The organism is Bordetella petrii (assembly GCF_000067205.1).
Classification (GTDB): Bacteria; Pseudomonadota; Gammaproteobacteria; order Burkholderiales; family Burkholderiaceae_B; genus Bordetella_A; species Bordetella_A petrii.
Genome location: NC_010170.1, coordinates 1,866,677 through 1,885,601, shown reverse-complemented (window position 1 = coordinate 1,885,601; position 18,925 = coordinate 1,866,677). Strand labels below are relative to the sequence as shown.

Annotated in this window: 17 protein-coding genes; 11 read left to right on the top strand and 6 right to left on the bottom strand. The window is 65.8% G+C overall.

All coding sequences use genetic code 11. The features are described 5' to 3' along the window. Position 1: 1 nt before the first annotated feature. The 3 genes from sdhD to BPET_RS09250 form a co-directional block, all read right to left on the bottom strand. Entirely contained in the window at positions 2 to 385 is a 384-nt protein-coding gene (sdhD, locus tag BPET_RS09260; RefSeq protein ID WP_012248743.1) for a succinate dehydrogenase, hydrophobic membrane anchor protein, read from the bottom strand. Continuing rightward, positions 386 to 799 (bottom strand): succinate dehydrogenase, cytochrome b556 subunit, encoded by a 414-nt coding sequence (gene sdhC, locus BPET_RS09255; RefSeq protein WP_012248742.1) that lies wholly within the window; start codon positions 797 to 799, stop codon positions 386 to 388. It lies immediately after the preceding gene. Between the two features lie 121 nt (positions 800 to 920). Then, positions 921 to 1,700, bottom strand: coding sequence for a GntR family transcriptional regulator (locus BPET_RS09250; RefSeq protein ID WP_041862830.1), 780 nt, complete (start codon positions 1,698 to 1,700; stop codon positions 921 to 923). 297 nt (positions 1,701 to 1,997) lie between these two features. Here BPET_RS09250 and BPET_RS09245 point away from each other — a divergent pair, with 297 nt between their 5' ends. The 3 genes from BPET_RS09245 (at position 1,998) to prpC (ending at position 5,399) form a co-directional block, all read left to right on the top strand. After that, positions 1,998 to 2,987 carry a malate dehydrogenase gene (locus BPET_RS09245; protein WP_012248740.1) on the top strand — a complete coding sequence of 330 codons (990 nt, stop codon included), beginning with the start codon at positions 1,998 to 2,000 and terminating at the stop codon, positions 2,985 to 2,987. 258 nt (positions 2,988 to 3,245) lie between these two features. After that, the gene (gene prpB, locus BPET_RS09240; protein ID WP_012248739.1) at positions 3,246 to 4,139 is read left to right on the top strand and encodes a methylisocitrate lyase; all 894 of its coding nucleotides are present in this window, start codon (positions 3,246 to 3,248) and stop codon (positions 4,137 to 4,139) included. A 63-nt stretch (positions 4,140 to 4,202) separates the two neighbouring features. Further along, positions 4,203 to 5,399 carry a bifunctional 2-methylcitrate synthase/citrate synthase gene (prpC, locus tag BPET_RS09235; protein WP_012248738.1) on the top strand — a complete coding sequence of 399 codons (1,197 nt, stop codon included), beginning with the start codon at positions 4,203 to 4,205 and terminating at the stop codon, positions 5,397 to 5,399. Positions 5,400 to 5,916: 517 nt separating this feature from the next. Here prpC and prpF read toward each other — a convergent pair. The 3 genes from prpF to BPET_RS09220 all read right to left on the bottom strand — a co-directional run bounded on the left by prpF (position 5,917) and on the right by BPET_RS09220 (position 10,507). Further along, positions 5,917 to 7,107: a 2-methylaconitate cis-trans isomerase PrpF gene (gene prpF / locus BPET_RS09230; protein ID WP_012248737.1), complete on the bottom strand. Its 1,191-nt coding sequence runs from the start codon at positions 7,105 to 7,107 to the stop codon at positions 5,917 to 5,919. Between the two features lie 74 nt (positions 7,108 to 7,181). Continuing rightward, a complete protein-coding gene (acnD, locus tag BPET_RS09225; RefSeq protein WP_012248736.1) occupies positions 7,182 to 9,797 on the bottom strand; it encodes a Fe/S-dependent 2-methylisocitrate dehydratase AcnD in 2,616 nt (871 codons plus the stop codon). Then, on the bottom strand, positions 9,794 to 10,507 hold the full coding sequence (locus tag BPET_RS09220; protein ID WP_012248735.1) for a GntR family transcriptional regulator: 714 nt from the start codon (positions 10,505 to 10,507) through the stop codon (positions 9,794 to 9,796). The genes acnD and BPET_RS09220 overlap by 4 nt, the downstream gene beginning before the upstream one ends. Before the next feature lie 167 nt (positions 10,508 to 10,674). Here BPET_RS09220 and BPET_RS09215 point away from each other — a divergent pair, with 167 nt between their 5' ends. The 8 genes from BPET_RS09215 to BPET_RS09180 all read left to right on the top strand — a co-directional run bounded on the left by BPET_RS09215 (position 10,675) and on the right by BPET_RS09180 (position 18,921). Then, positions 10,675 to 12,126 carry a bifunctional 2-methylcitrate dehydratase/aconitate hydratase gene (locus BPET_RS09215; RefSeq protein WP_012248734.1) on the top strand — a complete coding sequence of 484 codons (1,452 nt, stop codon included), beginning with the start codon at positions 10,675 to 10,677 and terminating at the stop codon, positions 12,124 to 12,126. Positions 12,127 to 12,627: 501 nt separating this feature from the next. Continuing rightward, positions 12,628 to 13,050, top strand: a complete 423-nt coding sequence (locus BPET_RS09210; RefSeq protein ID WP_041862829.1) for a CopD family protein — start codon at positions 12,628 to 12,630, stop codon at positions 13,048 to 13,050. A gap of 30 nt (positions 13,051 to 13,080) precedes the next feature. Then, the gene (locus tag BPET_RS09205; RefSeq protein WP_012248732.1) at positions 13,081 to 14,529 is read left to right on the top strand and encodes a THUMP domain-containing class I SAM-dependent RNA methyltransferase; all 1,449 of its coding nucleotides are present in this window, start codon (positions 13,081 to 13,083) and stop codon (positions 14,527 to 14,529) included. Positions 14,530 to 14,714: 185 nt separating this feature from the next. Further along, positions 14,715 to 14,909: a hypothetical protein gene (locus BPET_RS09200; RefSeq protein WP_012248731.1), complete on the top strand. Its 195-nt coding sequence runs from the start codon at positions 14,715 to 14,717 to the stop codon at positions 14,907 to 14,909. Between the two features lie 198 nt (positions 14,910 to 15,107). Next, positions 15,108 to 15,617 (top strand): RDD family protein, encoded by a 510-nt coding sequence (locus BPET_RS09195; RefSeq protein WP_041862828.1) that lies wholly within the window; start codon positions 15,108 to 15,110, stop codon positions 15,615 to 15,617. 83 nt (positions 15,618 to 15,700) lie between these two features. Beyond that, complete coding sequence (locus tag BPET_RS09190) at positions 15,701 to 16,576, top strand: UDP-2,3-diacylglucosamine diphosphatase (protein WP_085970250.1); 876 nt, start codon at positions 15,701 to 15,703, stop codon at positions 16,574 to 16,576. 137 nt (positions 16,577 to 16,713) lie between these two features. Then, positions 16,714 to 18,378 (top strand): acyl-CoA synthetase, encoded by a 1,665-nt coding sequence (locus BPET_RS09185; RefSeq protein WP_012248729.1) that lies wholly within the window; start codon positions 16,714 to 16,716, stop codon positions 18,376 to 18,378. A 21-nt stretch (positions 18,379 to 18,399) separates the two neighbouring features. Then, the gene (locus tag BPET_RS09180; protein WP_012248728.1) at positions 18,400 to 18,921 is read left to right on the top strand and encodes a gamma carbonic anhydrase family protein; all 522 of its coding nucleotides are present in this window, start codon (positions 18,400 to 18,402) and stop codon (positions 18,919 to 18,921) included. Positions 18,922 to 18,925: the final 4 nt, after the last annotated feature.

Below are 18,925 nucleotides of genomic sequence, written 5' to 3'. Positions count from 1 at the left end.
CTTAGATACTCCAGAGGATTTGCGCGAAATAGACGATCGACCCGACCAGCCAGAGGATGGTCAGCACCTGCAGCAGCATGCGCACGCCTGCGGGCCTGACGTAATCCATCCAGATGTCGCGCACGCCGATCCAGGCGTGCCACGCCAGCGCAAAGAAGAACAGTGTGGCCAGGATCTGGCCCAGGGGAAGCGCATAGACATGGAAGGTGAACAGCGCCTTCCAGTTTTCATACGAGAACGACGGCATGACCAGCACGCCGATGATAAGCACCAGGGTGTACACCGCCATGATGACGGCGGTGAGGCGCTGCGCGATGAAATCGACGACGCCGTAATGCGCGCCCACGACCAGGCGCGTGGGGCCATAGTTCTTGGTAGCGGCCATTTACAGAGCTCCGAACAATTTGAGGGCGAACACGAGGGTCAGCGCCAGGCTGACGCCGAAAACCACACCGGCGCTTTTCTGGGCCGAGACCTTGTCGATACCGATGTGCAGGTCGAGCACCAGGTAGCGGATGCCGGCGCAGAAGTGATGCAGGTAGCCCCATACCAGGACCAGCAACACCAGTTTCACCAGGGGATTGCCCGCGTATTGCGCCACTTGCGCGTAGCTTTCCGGCGAGGCCACGCTGGCCGCGAACAGCGGCAGGATGACCAAGGGAAGACAGAGAAACAGCAGCGCGCCGCTGACGCGGTGCAGGATGGACAGCTTGCCCGCCAGGGGCAGGCGGTAGCGGGCAATTTGCGCAATGCCAATATTGCGGAACTGCGGACGTGGCTTGGCAGCGGTGTCGGACATGACGGCCTCGGTGTTACGGTGCTAGGGATTCGTGACAGCGAACTTGGATTCGCCTTTGCAGGCAAACACGCTATTTTCGCCCAGAGAACGGGTTGGTATCAAATCGTAGGAAAAAAGCTCATCAATTCAGGCTATTGCGATAGTGGTAGCGATCGGTAAGGTAAAGGCCGCGGCGGACCTCCACCGGGCGATCGCCGTACGTATAGGAAACACGGTCGACTTGCAGCAGCGGCGCGCCGGGCGCGACGCCCAGCAGGCCGGCGACTTCGGCCGGCGCTTCGACCGCCCGCAGTTTTTCGTCGGCGCGCACCATGCTGACGCCGAATTCGGTTTCGAACAGGCCATACAGCGGCGCCTTGTTGGCGGTCAGCAATTCGAGGGTAAGCGTGCGGAACAGCGAACCGGGCAGCCAGATGTCGTCAATGACGGTGGGCCGGTGATTCATGGACAGCTGCCGGCGGATGGTAACTACCGTTTCGCCGGCGCGCAGCTCGAGCACCCGGGCGATTTCGGCCGGTGCGCGCAGCCGCCGGCATTCCAGGATGCGGCTTTCGGCGCGCCCGCCCTCGCCTTCGTCGTCGGCGGCCAGACGCAGGAAGCGGTAGCGCACCCGCGCCTCGTGGTGGGTGGCAACGAAGGTGCCCTTGCCCTGCCGGCGCAGCAGCAGGTGCTCGGCGGCCAGTTCATCGACCGCCTTGCGGACCGTGCCCTGGCTGACCTGGAAGCGGGCCGCCAGGTCGATTTCGCTGGGAATGAGTTCGCCGGGCTTCCATTCGCCGCGTTCCAGGCTTTGCACCAACAGGTCTTTGATCTGGCGGTAAAGCGGACTGAAAGCGGCCCCTTCGCCCGCCGTGCGGGCGGCGCGATGGCGTGATGCGGATTCGGGCCTGGGGTCTGCCATGGAAGTCGTTGTGTGTGCTTGTTCGATGGCGCGGCCCGCGCAACATGACGCTGGCGCTGCCGTAGCGTCTGCAGCGCAGACGGGATACCGGGCAAGCACATCATTGTGGCACAACGCGGCGCGCATTGTCCAACGTCTTATGTCTTATATAAGATATAAGAGCGATTGACGTATACGTAAATTCGATCTAGGATTTCGAGCTATCTGCCGGCTGCCCGGCGGCACGCCCAGGCGTGCCCAGCGATTACACTGATTGGCGAGATTTTTGTCTCACCGAACTCATTACGGAGAACCTTCATGTCCAAGCCCGCCATGCGTGTCGCCGTCACCGGCGCCGCCGGCCAAATCGGTTACGCCCTTCTGTTTCGCATCGCCTCCGGCGAGATGCTGGGCAAAGACCAGCCGGTCATTCTGCAACTGCTGGAAATCCCCGACGAAAAAGCGCAAAAGGCCCTGAAGGGCGTCATCATGGAACTGGATGACTGCGCCTTCCCGCTGCTGCAGGAAGTCACCGCTCACAGCGATCCCCGCACCGCCTTCAAGGACGCCGACGTCGCCCTGCTGGTGGGCGCCCGTCCGCGCGGCCCGGGCATGGAACGCAAAGACCTGCTCAGCGTCAACGCCCAGATCTTCACCGCCCAGGGCAAGGCCCTGAACGACGTGGCCAGCCGCAACGTCAAGGTGCTGGTGGTTGGCAACCCCGCCAATACCAACGCCTACATCGCCATGAAGTCGGCGCCCGACCTGCCCGCCAAGAACTTCACCGCCATGCTGCGCCTGGACCACAACCGCGCCCTGTCGCAGCTGGCCGCCAAGTCCGGCAAGGCCGTGGCCGACATCGAAAAACTCGTGGTGTGGGGCAACCACTCGCCCACCATGTACCCCGACTACCGCTTCGCCACCGTCGGCGGCCAGAGCCTGGCCAAGCTGATCAACGACGACGCCTGGAACCGCGACACGTTCATCCCCACCGTGGGCAAGCGCGGCGCCGCCATCATCGAGGCGCGCGGCCTGTCGTCGGCCGCCTCGGCCGCCAACGCCGCCATCGACCACGTGCGCGACTGGGTGCTGGGCAGCAACGGCAAGTGGGTCACCATGGGCATCCCGTCCGACGGCTCGTACGGCATCCCCGAAGGCATCATCTACGGCGTGCCGGTCACCACCGAAAACGGCGAATACAAGCGTGTCGAAGGCCTGGAAATCGACGCCTTCTCGCGCGAGCGCCTCGACTTCACGCTGAAAGAGCTGCTCGAAGAGCGCGACGGCGTGAAAGACCTGCTGAAGTAGTGTGATCCTCCCCGAAGCGCTGTGCGCTTCCCCCTCAAGGGGACGACGCTGCGGGCCGGCAAAGCCGGTTCCGCGCGTCCCCGCTTGAGGGCCTCTACGCAATAAACCTGTGTCTTTCCCGGCGGGTTCGCCTGCCGGCGGCAAGGGTCCAGCTTTATTGCGCAGCTCCGGGTCCCGCCCGGTACGCGGCGTTTTCCGCTACATCAATCTGGCCCGGGCGCCCGAGCGAGCGTCCGTGCCTTCCACGGAGACTCGCCCATGACCCGTCCCGCCTCTCCCGGCGCCCTCTTTCGCCAGGCGCTGGCCGAAGAAAGCCCCCTGCAGATCATCGGCGCCATCAACGCCAACCACGCGCTGCTGGCCAAGCGCGCCGGCTACCGCGCCATCTACCTGTCGGGCGGCGGCGTGGCGGCCGGCTCGCTGGGCCTGCCCGACCTCGGCATCAACACGCTCGACGACGTGCTCACCGACGTGCGCCGCATCACCGATGTTTGCGACGTGCCCTTGCTGGTCGACATCGACACGGGCTTCGGCCCGTCGGCGTTCAATATCGCGCGCACCGTGAAAAGCCTGATCAAGTTCGGCGCGGCCGCCTGCCACATCGAAGACCAGGTCGGCGCCAAGCGCTGCGGCCACCGGCCGGGCAAGGAAATCGTCAGCACCCAGGAAATGGCCGACCGCGTCAAGGCCGCCGCCGACGCGCGCACCGATTCCGACTTCTACCTGATCGCCCGCACCGACGCCATCGCATCGCATGGCGTGGACGCCGCCATCGAGCGCGCGCTGGCTTGCGTGGAAGCCGGCGCCGACGCCATCTTCGCCGAAGCCGCCTACGACCTGCCCACCTACGACCGCTTCGCCAAGGCCGTCAAGGTGCCGGTGCTGGCCAACATTACCGAATTCGGCAAGACGCCGCTGTTCTCGGTGGAAGAACTGCGCGGCGTGGGCGTGGCCATGGTGCTGTACCCGCTATCGGCCTTCCGCGCCATGAACAAGGCCGCCGAAAACGTCTATCAGGCCATCCGCCGCGACGGCCACCAGAAAAACGTGCTGGACACCATGCAGACCCGCGACGAACTGTACGACCGCATTGGCTACCACGCTTTCGAATCGCAGCTGGATGCGCTGTTCCAGCAGGGCAAAGGCAAATAGGCCCGCATTTCCGTATTTTCATTACGCCCCATCTACGCCCCCCAAGGGTAAGGAGTCAGAGACATGAGCACCTCGCAAAAGAAGCCGGCCGCCAAGAAAACCAGCACGCCCACCGAGGAAAAGACCGGGTTCAAGCCGAAGAAATCCGTGGCGCTGTCCGGCGTCGTGGCCGGCAACACTGCCCTGTGCACGGTGGGCCGCACCGGCAATGACCTGCACTACCGCGGCTATGACATCCTGGATTTCGCCGGCACCGCCGAGTTCGAAGAAATCGCGCACCTGCTGGTGCACGGCAAGCTGCCCACCAAGGCTGAGCTGAAGGCCTACAAAGAAAAACTGCGCGCGCTGCGCGGCCTGCCCGCCCAACTGCAGGACGCCCTGGAAAGCCTGCCCGCCTCCAGCCACCCCATGGACGTGATGCGCACGGCCGTGTCCGTGCTGGGCTGCGTGCTGCCCGAGAAAGACGACCACAACATTCCCGGCGCGCGCGACATCGCCGACCGCCTGATGGCCAACCTGGGCTCGGCGCTGCTGTACTGGTACCACTACAGCCATAACGGCCGCATCATCGACGTGCAGACCGACGACGACAGCATCGGCGGGCACTTCCTGCACCTGCTGCATGGCAAGAAGCCGTCGGACGACTGGGTGCGCGCCATGCATACCTCGCTGATCCTGTACGCCGAGCACGAGTTCAATGCGTCGACCTTCACCGGCCGCGTCATTGCCGGCACCGGCTCTGACATCTATTCGGCCATCACCGGCGCCATCGGCGCGCTGCGCGGCCCCAAGCATGGCGGCGCCAACGAAGTGGCTTTCGAAGTGCAGAAGCGCTACGACAGCCCCGACGAAGCCGAGGCCGACATCCGCCGTCGCGTCGAAGCCAAGGAAGTCATCATCGGCTTCGGCCATCCGGTGTACACGGTGTCCGACCCGCGCAACAAGGTCATCAAGGAAGTGGCGCGCAAGCTGTCGAAAAAGGCCGGCAGCACCAAGATGTTCGACATCGCCGAACGCCTGGAAACCGTCATGTGGGACATCAAGAAGATGTTCCCCAACCTGGACTGGTTCTCGGCCGTGAGCTACCACATGATGGGCGTGCCCACCGCCATGTTCACCCCGTTGTTCGTCATAGCGCGCACGGCGGGCTGGTCGGCCCACATCATTGAACAGCGCGTCGACAACAAGATCATCCGGCCCACCGCCAATTACGTCGGGCCCGAAGACCAGAAATACGTGCCGCTGGAAAAGCGCAAGTAAGCGCCTGCGGTCACGCGCATTGCAAAAGGCCTGGGCGCGAGCCCAGGCGGGCCAGAAGGTCAGGTGTCAGGTTCCCGAAGGGTGCCTGACACCTCCAGAAATACATGCCGTTGGAAAAGTGCAAGTAAGCGCCTGCGGTCACGCGCGTTGCAAAAGGCCTGGGCGCGAGTCCAGGCGGGCCAGAGGGTCAGGTGTCAGGCACCCTTCGGGAGCCTGACACCTCCAGAAATACGTACCGTTGGAAAAGCGCAAGTAAGCGCCTGCGGTCACGCGCATTGCAAAAGGCCTGGACGCGAGTCCAGGCGGGCCAGAGGGTCAGGTGTCAGGCTCCCGAAGGGTGCCTGACACCAAAGTGGGCAGAGCCTGTTTCAACCGAACGGTGTCAGGCACCCTTCGGGAGCCTGACACCTGGGCGACACCTAGGCGTCACTGGGGCGACACCTGGCGGCACCTGGCCGACACCCACAGGCTGAGCGAACAACGCCAGCCTCCGGCCACGCCCCCCCCAAGCTTTCCCTCAGGCGCGAGGCGCCCAGGGCACGCGCACCCAGCCTTCCATGAGCACGCGCGCGCTGCGCGACATGATGGCTTTGGTGACGGTCCATTCGCCGTTGACCAGGCGGGCCTGGGCGCCCACGCGCAGCGTGCCCGACGGGTGGCCGAAACGCACGCCCTCGCGCTCGCCGCCGCCGGCGGCCAGGTTGACCAGGGTGCCCGGCACCGCGGCCGCGGTGGCGATGGCGACCGAGGCCGTGCCCATCATGGCGTGGTGCAGCTTGCCCATTGACATGGCCCGCACCAGCAAGTCGACATCACCGGCAGCGATGCGCTTGCCACTGGATGCCGTGTAGTCGGCGGGCGGGGCCACGAAAGCCACCTTGGGCGTGTGCTGGCGGCCGGCGGCCTCTTCCAGCGAACCGATCAGGCCCATGCGCAGCGCGCCGTGCGCGCGGATGGTTTCGAAGCGGGCCAGCGCGGCGGGGTCGCCGTTGATGTCGTCCTGCAGCTCGGTGCCGGTATAGCCCAGCGCCGCGGCCTCGAGAAAGATGGTGGGAATGCCGGAGTTGATGAACGTGGCCTTGAACGTGCCCACGCCCGGCACCTCAAGCTCGTCGACCAGGTTGCCGGTGGGAAACATCGAGCCGCCCGCGTCGCCGTCGTCGGCCGGGTCCATGAACTCGAGCTGCACCTCGGCGGCAGGAAAAGTGACACCGTCGAGCTCGAAATCGCCGGTTTCCTGCACCGCCCCGCCCGTCATGGGCACATGGGCGATGATGGTCTTGCCGATGTTGGCCTGCCAGATGCGCACGACGGCAATGCCGTCGGCCGGCACCCGCTGGGGATCGACCAGGCCGTTGGCGATGGCGAACGGACCCACGGCGGCCGACAGATTGCCGCAGTTGCCGCTCCAGTCGACGAATGGCTGGTCGATGGACACCTGGCCGAACAGATAATCCACATCGTGGTCGGGCCGGCTGCTCTTGGCCAGGATGACCGTCTTGCTGGTGCTGGAGGTGGCCGCGCCCATGCCGTCGATCTGCTTGCCGTAGGGATCGGGGCTGCCGATCACGCGCAGCAACAGCGCGTCGCGATCGGGGCCTGGCGCCTGGGCCGCCTCGGGCAGGTCAGTCAGCTTGAAGAACACGCCTTTGCTCGTGCCGCCGCGCATATAGGTGGCGGGAATCCTGATCTGGGGTGCATGGGCCATGGTGCTGTCCTGGGGAATCGGTATGTCGAAAAAAAGTTCCGGGGCGCCCCTAACGCGCCCCGGAACAGCGTGGATCAACCCGCGCGGCGGGCAGTCTGTGCGGATTCGGCTTCGAGGAAGTCTTGCGCGAAGCGCTGCAGTACGCCGCCGGCCTCGTAGATGGAGACTTCTTCGGCCGTATCCAGGCGGCAGGTCACGGGCACCTGGATGGTCTGGCCGTTGCGGCGATGCACCACCAGCGTCAGGTCGGCGCGCGGCTTGCGCTCGCCGATCACGTCGTAGGTTTCGGTGCCGTCGAGCTCCAGCGTATTGCGATTGGTGCCGGGCTTGAACTCCAGCGGCAGCACGCCCATGCCGAGCAGGTTGGTGCGGTGGATGCGCTCGAACCCTTCGGCCACGATGACTTCGACGCCGGCCAGGCGCACGCCCTTGGCGGCCCAGTCACGCGACGAGCCCTGCCCGTAGTCGGCGCCCGCCACGATGATGAGCGGCTGTTTGCGCTGCATGTAGGTTTCGATGGCTTCCCACATGCGCATGACCTTGCCCTCGGGCTCGACGCGCGCCAGCGAGCCTTGCCGCACGCTGCCGTCGTCGTTGCGCACCATCTCGTTGAACAGCTTGGGGTTGGCGAAGGTGGCGCGCTGCGCGGTCAGGTGGTCGCCGCGGTGGGTGGCGTACGAGTTGAAGTCTTCTTCGGGCAGCCCCATCTTGGCCAGGTACTCACCGGCCGCGCTATCGGGAAGAATGGCGTTGGAAGGCGAAAGATGGTCGGTGGTGATGTTGTCGCCCAGCACCGCCAGCGGCCGCATGCCGCGCATGGTGCGTTCGCCGGCCAGCGCGCCTTCCCAGTACGGCGGGCGGCGAATGTAGGTGCTGGCGGCCCGCCATTGGTACAGCGGGCTGACGGCCTCGCGGCGCTCGTCGCGGATGCCGAACATGGGTTCGTACACCTTGCGGAACTGCTCCGGCTTGACCGCGGCCTTCACCACCGCGTCGATTTCTTCATCGCTGGGCCAGATGTCTTTCAGGCGTACCGGCTTGCCATCGGCGTCGGTGCCCAGCGCGTCGCGCTCGATGTCGAAGCGAATGGTGCCGGCAATGGCGTAGGCCACCACCAGCGGCGGCGACGCCAGGAAGGCCTGCTTGGCATAGGGATGGATGCGCCCGTCGAAATTGCGGTTGCCCGAGAGCACGGCCGTGGAATAGAGATCGCGCTCGATGATTTCTTGCTGGATGGCGGGATCCAGCGCACCCGACATGCCATTGCAGGTGGTACAGGCGAATGCCACCACCCCGAAGCCCAGTTGTTCCAGCTCGGCGGTCAGGCCGGCCTCGTCCAGGTACATGGCCACGGTTTTGGAGCCGGGCGCCAGCGAGGTCTTCACCCACGGCTTGCGGCTCAGGCCGGCGCGGTTGGCGTTGCGCGCCAGCAGGCCCGCGGCGATGACGTTGCGGGGGTTGCTGGTGTTGGTGCAACTGGTAATGGCGGCGATGATGACGGCGCCGTCGGGCATCAGGCCGGGCTGCGTTTCGGCCGGCCCGGCAATGCCGCGCTCGGCCAGATCGGCCACCGGCAGGCGACGGTGCGGATTGGACGGGCCGGCCAGCGTGCGCACCACGCTGGACAGGTCGAACCGCAGCACGCGCTCGTACTGGGCGTTGATCAAGGTGTCGGACCACAGTCCAGCCGTGCGGGCGTAGGCTTCCACCAACTTGACCTGCGCATCGTCGCGGCCGGTGAGCTTCAGGTATTCGATGGTCTGGCCATCGATGGAGAACATTGCCGCGGTGGCGCCGTACTCGGGCGCCATGTTGGAAATGGTGGCGCGGTCGCCCAGCGTAAGGCTGGACGCGCCCTCTCCGAAGAATTCCAGGTAGGCGCCCACCACGCGCTCTTTGCGCAGGAATTCGGTCAGCGTCAGCACGATGTCGGTGGCGGTAATGCCCGGTTGGCGGCGGCCGGTGAGCTCGACGCCGACGATGTCCGGCAGCCGCATCCACGACGCCCGGCCCAGCATGACGTTCTCGGCCTCCAGGCCGCCCACGCCCACGGCGATGACGCCCAGCGCGTCGACGTGCGGCGTGTGGCTGTCGGTGCCCACCAGGGTGTCCGGGTAGGCGACGCCGTCTTGCGCATGAATGACCGGCGACATGCGTTCGAGATTGATCTGATGCATGATGCCGTTGCCGGGCGGCACCACGTCGACGTTGCGGAACGCCTGGCGCGTCCATTCGATGAAATGGAAGCGGTCTTCGTTGCGGCGGTCTTCGATGGCGCGGTTTTTCTGGAAGGCATCGGGCTCGAAGCCGCCATGCTCGACCGCCAGCGAGTGGTCGACGATCAACTGCACCGGCACGACCGGATTCACCTTCGCCGGGTCGCCGCCTTTGTCGGCAATGGCGTCACGCAGGCCGGCGAGGTCTACCAGCGCGGTCTGGCCCAGGATGTCGTGGCACACCACGCGCGCCGGGAACCACGGAAAATCGAGATCGCGACGGCGCTCGACAAGCTGGCGCAGCGCGTCGTCGAGCAGCGCCGGATCGCAGCGGCGCACCAGGTTTTCAGCCAGCACGCGCGATGTATATGGCAGGCCGTCGTAGGCGCCGGGCGCGATCGCCTCAACGGCGGCGCGCGCATCGAAGTATTCCAGGTCGGTGCCCGGCAGGGGCTTGCGGTATTTTGTGTTCATGCCTCGGTGCGCTGCAGGTTGCCCTGTGCGATGTGATGTTCAATGTTGAGACGCGATGCGCGGATGTGCCTGCGCATCAGGAGTTCCGCCAATTCCCCGTCGCCATCGGCGATGGCGTCGAGAATACGGTGATGCTCGGCGTACGCCTGGCGGGGTCGGTTGGGCGTGGCCGAATACTGGATGCGGTACATGCGCGCCAGTTGATAAAGTTCGTCGCACAGCAGGCGGATCAGCATCTGGTTGCCGCTGGCCTGGACGATGCGGTAGTGGAAGTCGTAGTCGCCTTCTTGCAGGTAATACCCGCGCCCGGCCTGGAAGGCCTCGTCGCGTTCGTGTGCCTCGAGCACGCGGCGCAGTTCGCCCGCGGTGGCGGGCGTCATGCGCTCGGCCGCCAGGCGACAGGCCATGCCTTCGAGGGATTCGCGGATCTGGTAGAGCTCGCACAGTTCTTGCTGACTGAGCGACACGACCCGCGCGCCCACGTGCGGCACGCGCACCAGCAGCCGCTGGCCCTCGAGCCGATGGATGGCTTCGCGCAGCGGCCCGCGGCTGATGCCGTAGGTACGCGCGAGTTCGGGTTCGGACATCTTGCTGCCCGGCGCGATCTCGCCCTTGACGATGGCCGCCTGGATTTTGCGGAAAACGTGGTCCGACAGGGTTTCGGCCTCGCCTTCGGCTGCGACGGGCAGTGTCAGGATTTTGGTGTCCATGTTGACAATTCACGCGTTATAGCTGGGGAAATTATAGCCATTCCGCTGGTTTAGGGCTAGATTGTCGACAATCAGCCTGTTTTGGGGTTCCTTCCCCTGTTTGGTTGTTGCCCCCTTCCGGCCGCGACGCGCGTGCCGCGCCGGCCCGCCCTCTCCAAGGAGCCGCCATGTCTACCCCTGTCTCGAATATCCGCCCCGAGCCGGACCAGGTCCTGGTCGATATCGTCGACTACGTCCTGGGCTATGAAATCGACAGCAAGCTGGCCTACGAAACCGCCCGCAACTGCCTGATCGACACGTTGGGCTGCGGCCTGGAAGCGCTGGAATACCCGGCCTGCCGCAAGCTGCTGGGGCCCATTGTGCCGGGCACGGTGGTGCCCAACGGCGCGAAGGTGCCTGGCACGCAATTCCAGCTCGATCCGGTACAGGCCGCATTCAATATCGGCGCGATGATCCGCTGGCTGGATTTCAACGACACCTGGCTGGCGGCCGAATGGGGCCACCCCTCCGACAACCTGGGCGGCATCCTGGCCACGGCCGACTGGTTGTCGCGCAACGCCATCGCGGCCGGCAAGGCGCCGCTGACCATGCGCGACGTACTGGCGGGCATGATCAAGGCGCATGAAATCCAGGGCTGCATCGCGCTGGAAAATTCGTTCAACAAGGTGGGGCTGGACCACGTGGTGCTGGTCAAGGTGGCCACCACCGCGGTGGTGGCGCAGCTGCTCGGCCTGGACCGCGAAGAAACCATCAATGCGGTGTCGCTGGCCTGGGTCGACGGACAAAGCCTGCGCACCTATCGCCACGCCCCCAACACCGGCAGCCGCAAGAGCTGGGCGGCGGGCGACGCCACCAGCCGCGCGGTACGCCTGGCGCTGATGGCGCGTACCGGCGAGATGGGCTACCCCTCGGTGCTTACCACCAAGACCTGGGGCTTTTACGATGTGCTGTTCAAGGGCCAGCCGTTCAAGTTCCAGCGCCCCTACGGCAGCTACGTGATGGAGAACGTGCTGTTCAAGATTTCTTTCCCGGCCGAGTTCCACGCGCAGACAGCGGTGGAATGCGCCATGGATATCCACAAGCGGCTGCAGGCTGCCGGCAAGTCAGCCGGCGACATCAGCCGGATTACCATCCGCACGCACGAGGCCTGCATTCGCATCATCGACAAGAAGGGGCCGCGGAACAATCCCGCCGACCGCGACCACTGCATCCAGTATATGGTGGCGGTGCCCGTATTGTTCGGGCGCCTGACGGCTGCCGACTACGAAGACGACGTGGCGCGCGACCCGCGCATCGATGCGCTGCGCGACAAGATCGTGTGCGTTGAAGACCCGGCCTTCACGCGCGACTACCATGACCCCGACAAGCGCTCGATCGCCAATGCGCTGACGGTCGAATTCAACGACGGCACCCGGCTGGACGAGATCGTCTGCGAGTATCCCATCGGTCACAAGCGGCGCCGCCAGGAAGGCATCCCGCTGCTCGAAGCCAAATTCCGCACCAACCTGGCCCGCATCTTCCCGCCCCGGCAACAGGCGCGCATCCTGGCGGCATCGCTCGACCAGCAAACGCTGGAGGCCATGCCGGTGCACGAGTATGTGGATTTGTATGTGATCTGATGGGGGGAGTTCTTGCGCCGTTTCGCGCAGTTCGCCAAGCGGCGGCGGCGCCCGTGCGCCGGGCTCGGGCGCAACCAGGCGCCCTCGGCCTGCTACGCAGGCTGCCCCGTCGCCCAACGCGCCGCCGCCGCTTGGCGAACTACGCGAAACTGGGGGCGGGTGAATTCGAAGCAGCCACTGCACTCTGCATCTGGACGGCGATCCCTGTGGGAGGATGAAGCGAAAGCCGCGGCAAAGCGCCATGGCGTTACGCCATATTGAAACGCTGCCAGCCTTGCCGTTACGGGGTGGGGGCTGGGCGAGTTGACCGGCGGGGCAGCTGCGCAGCAGGCCGAGGGCGCCCGGTTGCGCCCGAGCCCGACGGGCTTCGCCCAGCCCCCACCCCGAAACGGCAAGGCGACGCAAGAACCAAAACAACAAGAACCAAAACACCCGACCCAAACAGCCCCCACTATCCTTGACTACAATACAGCCATCACTACGCCCCATCGGACGCCCGCCATGCTCTGGGTCAAGGCCTTTCATATCGTCTTCATCGCGTCCTGGTTCGCCGGGCTGTTCTACCTGCCGCGCCTGTACGTCAATCTGGCCCAGCAGCCCGACCACGCCGTACAGTCCTGTCTGGTCAGCATGGCGCGCCGCCTGTATCGCTTCACCACCATGCTGGCCGTCATCGCCGTGGCGCTAGGCCTGTGGCTTTACGTGGGCTACGGCATCGGCATGGGTCCTGGCAATGGCTGGATGCACGCCAAACTGTTCTTCGTGCTGCTCATCATCGGCTACCATCATGCCTGCGGCGTGATGCTGCGCAAATTCGAGCAAGGCCGCAACACGCGCTCGCACAAGTTCTACCGCTGGTTCAACGAAGTTCCCGTCTTGCTGCTCGTGGCGGTGGTGCTGCTGGTAGTGCTCAAGCCCTTCTGACCACCTGCCTGGCCACAGGCCCGGATTCGTATGTCCTCTGATGAACAAGACCGCCGCAAAACGCTGACGGTCAAGAAAACGGCGCGCGACGCCCACGCCGCCGAGCGCGGTTCCAAGCGCACCCGCAGCGGCGCGCGCGCGCGGTCGGCCGCGCAAATGGAACTTGCCCGGGAAAAAGCCCAACGGCGCACCGCAGAGCCGGCCGCGCCGCCCGTGACACAGCCCCGGCCCCGGCCCCGCCCCCAACCCGAGCCAGCAGCCGAAGAATACGCCGAGCAGCCCGCCGTGCGCCGCCGCCAGCCACGCGCCGCGCGCGAAGCCGAAACGTTCGAGGCCTTCGCCCCCTGCCCGCAAGGGCTGGAGGCCGCGCTGACCGCCGAAATGCAGGCGCTGGGTTTTGCCGACGCGCGCGCCGGCCGCGCGGGCTGCCACTTCAGCGCCGACTGGGCCGGCATGCAACGCGCCAACCTGTACTCGCGGCTGGCCACCCGCATTCTGCTGCAAGTGGCGCACGCGGAAATCTCGCACGAAGACGACATCCTCGATCTGGCCCGCAGCGTGCCCTGGGAACGCTGGTTCGGCGCGGAGCAGACTTTGCGGGTGGACACCTCGGCCATCAAGAGCCCGGTGCAAAGCCTGCACTACTGCAACCTGCGCGCAAAAGACGGCATCTGCGACCGCCTGCGCGAACTGGAAGGCGAACGGCCCAGCATCGACACCGTGCGGCCCGATGCGCGCGTGCACCTGTTCCTGACCGGCCACACCGCCACGTTGTACCTCGACACTTCGGGAGAATCGCTGTTCAAGCGCGGCTGGCGGCTGGACAAGGGCGAAGCGCCGCTGCGCGAGAACCTTGCCGCCGGCATGCTGGCGCTGGCCGGCTGGGACCCCGCCGCCCCGTTGCTCGACCCGTTCTGCGGCAGCGGCACCATCCTGATCGAGGCCGCCTGGATCGCGCTGGGCGTGCCGGCGGGCATTTCGCGCCCGTTCGGCTTCGAGCGCCTGCGCGGCCACGACGCGCGGCGCTGGCATGACCTGAAAGACGACGCCCGCGCGCGCATCCTGCCCAGCCTGGATGCGCCGCTGGTGGGCTACGACCTGGACCCGATGGCCATCGAGTACGCGCGCAACAATGCCGAACGCGCCTGGCTGACGGCCGACACCATCCGCTTCGAAGTGGGCGATGCCCGGCAGGTGCCGGCCCCGGCCGAGCACGGCTGGATCGTCACCAACCCCCCCTACGGGGAACGTCTGCCGGCCGATGATGACGACCTCTGGCGAACCTGGTCAACCCACCTGAAGCGGGAATTCGCTGGTTGGCAGGTGCACGCCATCTCGAGCGACCGCGACCTGCCGCAACGCCTGCGCCTGAAGCCGCTGCGCCGTACGCCGCTGTACAACGGCGCGCTCGACTGCCGCCTGTTCGGCTTCGAACTGGTGGCGGCCAGCTACCGGGAACGGCCCGACCCGGCGTTGTAAGAAAGCTGCAATCTGGCGCCTCTATTGTGGCCGGGAAGCCACAAGGCGCCGAACTGGCGCATTATCGGCACCAAAATTGCGCGCGTTGCACCAGGCTCTTGCATAAATTCAGGGTTAACCCTAAAATTCGGGTTAACCCGTAGCGAAACACACCGCTTTAAATTTACGCAAGCCCTGGAATTATCGTGATCAACGTCAACCCCACCGTCCGACTGACCGACGAACTCGAGCGTCAGCTGATGTTGCAAGCCATCGAAGAACAATTCCGCCCCCGTCCCATGCGCGCCCTGGCCTCGGGCCTGCGCAAGCTGGGCAAGGGCATCAAGTCCCTGGTGGCCCGCGAAGCCGCCGGCGCCAAGGCCGCGCACTCGGCCGCCTGAAGCCAGAAGCCAGGCCGCGCCACATACCGATTTCCCCTTGGGGGCTGCTACAGCCCCTTTTAAGACCCACCCGCAACGGTGGGTTTTTTTTGCCCACGGCCCCCTGCGGACAAGAATGCTCCCCCAACTAGCCCGCCCACACGGCGCGGCGCGAGAGTTGTTTTTTCACCCGATCGGGATGCGGGATAATACGCCCCCATGACCGACATCGACCCCCAACAAACCCCCAGCCGGCTGCGCCGCTTTGCCTGCATGATGTACGAAGCCGTGCTGCTGTTTGGCGTGGTGTTCCTGGCCGGCTACCTGTTCGACACGCTTACCCAGAGCCGGCACGCCCTGATGTTGCGCCACGCCCGCCAGGCATGGCTGTTCCTCGCCATTGGGGCCTACTTCGTGTTGTGCTGGCGCCGCAAGGGCCAGACGCTGCCCATGAAAACCTGGAACATCCGGCTTGTCGACCGCGATGGCCGGCCGCCTTCGGTGCCGCGCCTGATGGCGCGCTACGCGCTAGCCTGGCCGCCCGTGCTGGTGGGGGCGGGCATCGTGGGCGTTGCCTCGGCGGCTACCGGCTGGAAATCGGTAGACATGTTCATCGTCGCCGCACCTTTTGCCATCTTCGTCTGGTCGTGGTTCGACCGCGATGGGCAGTTCCTGCACGACCGGCTGCTGGGCACGCGCCTGCGCAACGCGCCGCCGCGCAAGGCCTGAGGCGTCGCCAGGGACGCATCCGTCACAACGGCGTCATCCGGCGGTCACACTGGCGTCACGCCTGGATGATTACATCCCTGGGCATGACGACAGCCCCGCGGGATGCCCACGTGAACGAAGTCCGCCCTACCCACTGGCGCACACTCTGGATTTCCGACCTGCACCTGGGCACGGCCGGGTGCAAGGCGGAATTCCTGCTGGATTTCCTGGAACGCAACGAATCCGACACGCTGTACCTGGTGGGCGACATTGTCGACGGCTGGCAATTGCGCAAACACTGGCATTGGCCGCGCGCCCACAACGATGTCGTGCAGCGCATCCTGCGCAAAGCCCGCAACGGCACGCGGGTAGTGTTCGTGCCGGGCAACCATGACGAGTTCGCGCGCGAGTTCATCGGATACGCCTTCGGCGACATCGAGATCCTGGACGAAGAGGTGCACGTGACGGCGCGCGGACAGCGCCTGCTGGTGCTGCACGGCGACCAGTTCGATGGCGTGATCCAGCACAGCAAATGGCTGGCCCATCTGGGCGATACGCTGTACCAGTCGGCGCTGTGGCTGAACCACCATTTCAACCGGCTGCGGCACCGGCTCGGCCTGCACTACTGGTCGCTATCGCAGTACTTGAAGCACAAGGTCAAGAACGCCGTGGCGTTCATTACCGACTTCGAGGAAACCCTGGCCGGCGAAGCGCGCCGCCGGGGCCTGGACGGCGTGGTGTGCGGCCATATCCACAAGCCCGAGCTGCGCGAAGTGGGTGGCGTGCTGTACTGCAATGACGGCGACTGGGTGGAAAGCCTGTCGGCCCTGGCCGAATCGCACGACGGCCAACTGGTGCTGCTGGACTGGGCCGCGCAGCATGCCCGGCGCGAAATCGGGGCGGCCGTGGCGCGCGGCCGCCGGCCGCTGTCGCTGCCGGCCTTGCCCTCGGCCTTGCGCCGACAGGACAAACACCCGTAAAAACCCTTATACGTCCCCGTTAGCCGCACGGGAATGTTGCAGTTCGCGGCCCTCTAGGTCATGCTTGCACTTGGGGCATCCCGGTCCCAGGCGGCATCCCCAGGGGACGGTCGCCGGCGCGCTTACAACATAGGGCCATGAACGACCAATATCACGCGCTCTACCAATCATTCCGCTGGCTGGTGCCGACCCAATTCAATATTGCGGAAGCCTGCTGCCACCGCTGGGCGGCCAGCAGCTCCGACGCCCGGCGCATCGCCATCTATTACGAAGACGAGGCCGGCAACCGCGAAGTCTGGACCTACGCGCGCCTGGCCGAGGCAGCCAACCAACTGGCTAATGGCCTGGTCAAGATGGGCGTCGAGCGCGGCGACCGTGTCGGTGTGGTTTTAGGACAACGCCCCGAGACGGCCGTGGCGCACATGGCCATCTATAGCGTCGGCGCAGTGGTCGTGCCCCTGTCGTCGCTGTTCGGCCCGGAAGCCCTGGAAACCCGGCTGCGCGACTCCGACGCCCGGATCGCCATCGTCGACTACGCCTCCAGCGCCAACCTGCTGGCCATCAGCGACAACTGCCCCAACCTGCACCAGATCATCGGCATCGGCTTCGCCGACGAGCGCGTGCTGCCGTGGCGCAGCCTGCTGGCCCGCCAGCCCGGCGAATTCAAGCCCGTGCCCACGCGCGCGTCCGACCCGGCCATCCTGCTGTACACGTCGGGCACCACCGGCGCCCCCAAGGGCGCCCTGCTGCCCCACAGCGTCCTGATCGGCAACCTGCCGGGCTTCGTGGCCTCGCAAGATTGGTTCCCCAAGCCCAACGACGTATTCTGGTCGCCGGCCGACTGGGCCTGGACCGGCGGCATGATGGACGCCTTGCTGCCCACCCTGTATTTCGGCCACCCCATCGTGGGCACGCGCGGGCGCTTCACGCCCGAGCGGGCCTTCGAACTGATGGAGCGCTACCAGGTCACCAATACCTTCCTGTTCCCTACCGCGCTCAAGATGATGATGAAGGCGGTGCCCGAGCCCGCCAGCCGCTACCGGCTGGCCCTGCGGGCGGTCATGAGCGCGGGCGAGAGCGTGGGCGAAACCGTGTTTTCCTGGTGCCAGACCGCGCTGGGCATCACCCCCAACGAAATGTTCGGCCAGACCGAAATGAACTACCTGGTGGGCAACAGCCGCCTGCGCTGGCCGGCCCGGCCGGGCAGCATGGGACGCCCCTACCCGGGCCACCAGGTGGCTGTCATCGATGACGCGGGCCAGCCGGTCGCGCCGGGCGAAACCGGCGAAATTGCTCTGAACCGGTACGATATCCACGGTTTTCCCGACCCCATTCTGTTCCTGGGCTACTGGCGCAATGAGGCCGCCACCCAGGCCAAATTCACCGGCGACTGGTGCCGCACCGGCGACTTGGCCAGCATCGATGCCGACGGCTACCTATGGTATGCGGGCCGCGCCGATGACGTGTTCAAGTCGGCCGGCTACCGCATCGGCCCGGGCGAAATCGAAAATTGCCTGCTGGGGCACGACGCCGTGGCCAATGCCGCGGTAGTGCCCAAGCCCGATGCCGAGCGGGGCGCGCTGGTCAAGGCCTACGTGGTGCTGACCCCCGAATACGCCGGCCACGACCAGGCCCAGCTCATCCAGGCCTTGCAAGAGCACGTGCGCGACCGCCTGGCGCCCTACGAGTATCCGAAGGAAATCGAGTTCATCGATGAGCTGCCCATGACCACCACCGGTAAAATCCAGCGCAGGGTGCTGCGCCAGCGCGAAGAAGCGCGGGCGGCCGCCACCCAGGCCTGATTGCATACCGGAGACCGTTGCATGCCCATCTACCAGCTTGACGAGCAAACGCCTGCCATCGACCCCACTGTCTACGTCGCCGACAGCGCCGACATCATCGGCGACGTCACCTTGCAGGCCGGCGTCAGTATCTGGTCGCACGTGTCCATCAGGGGCGACAACGCGCCCATCGTCATCCAGGCGGGCAGCAACATCCAGGAATCCAGCGTGCTGCACGTCGACGAGGGCTGTCCGCTGACGGTCGGCCCGGGGGTCACGGTGGGGCACCAGGCCATGCTGCACGGCTGCACCATCCATGAAGGCGCCCTGATCGGCATGCAGGCCATCGTGCTGAATAATGCCGTGGTGGGGCGCAACTGCCTGGTGGGCGCGGGAGCCATCATCCCCGAGGGCCGCATCATTCCCGATAATTCGCTGGTCATCGGCATCGGCAAGGTGGTGCGCGAGCTCACCGCCGAGGAAATCGCCACCATGCACAAGAACACGCGCCACTACGAAACGCGCGGACGGCACTACAAACAGGCGCTCAAGCGCATCGGCTGACGCG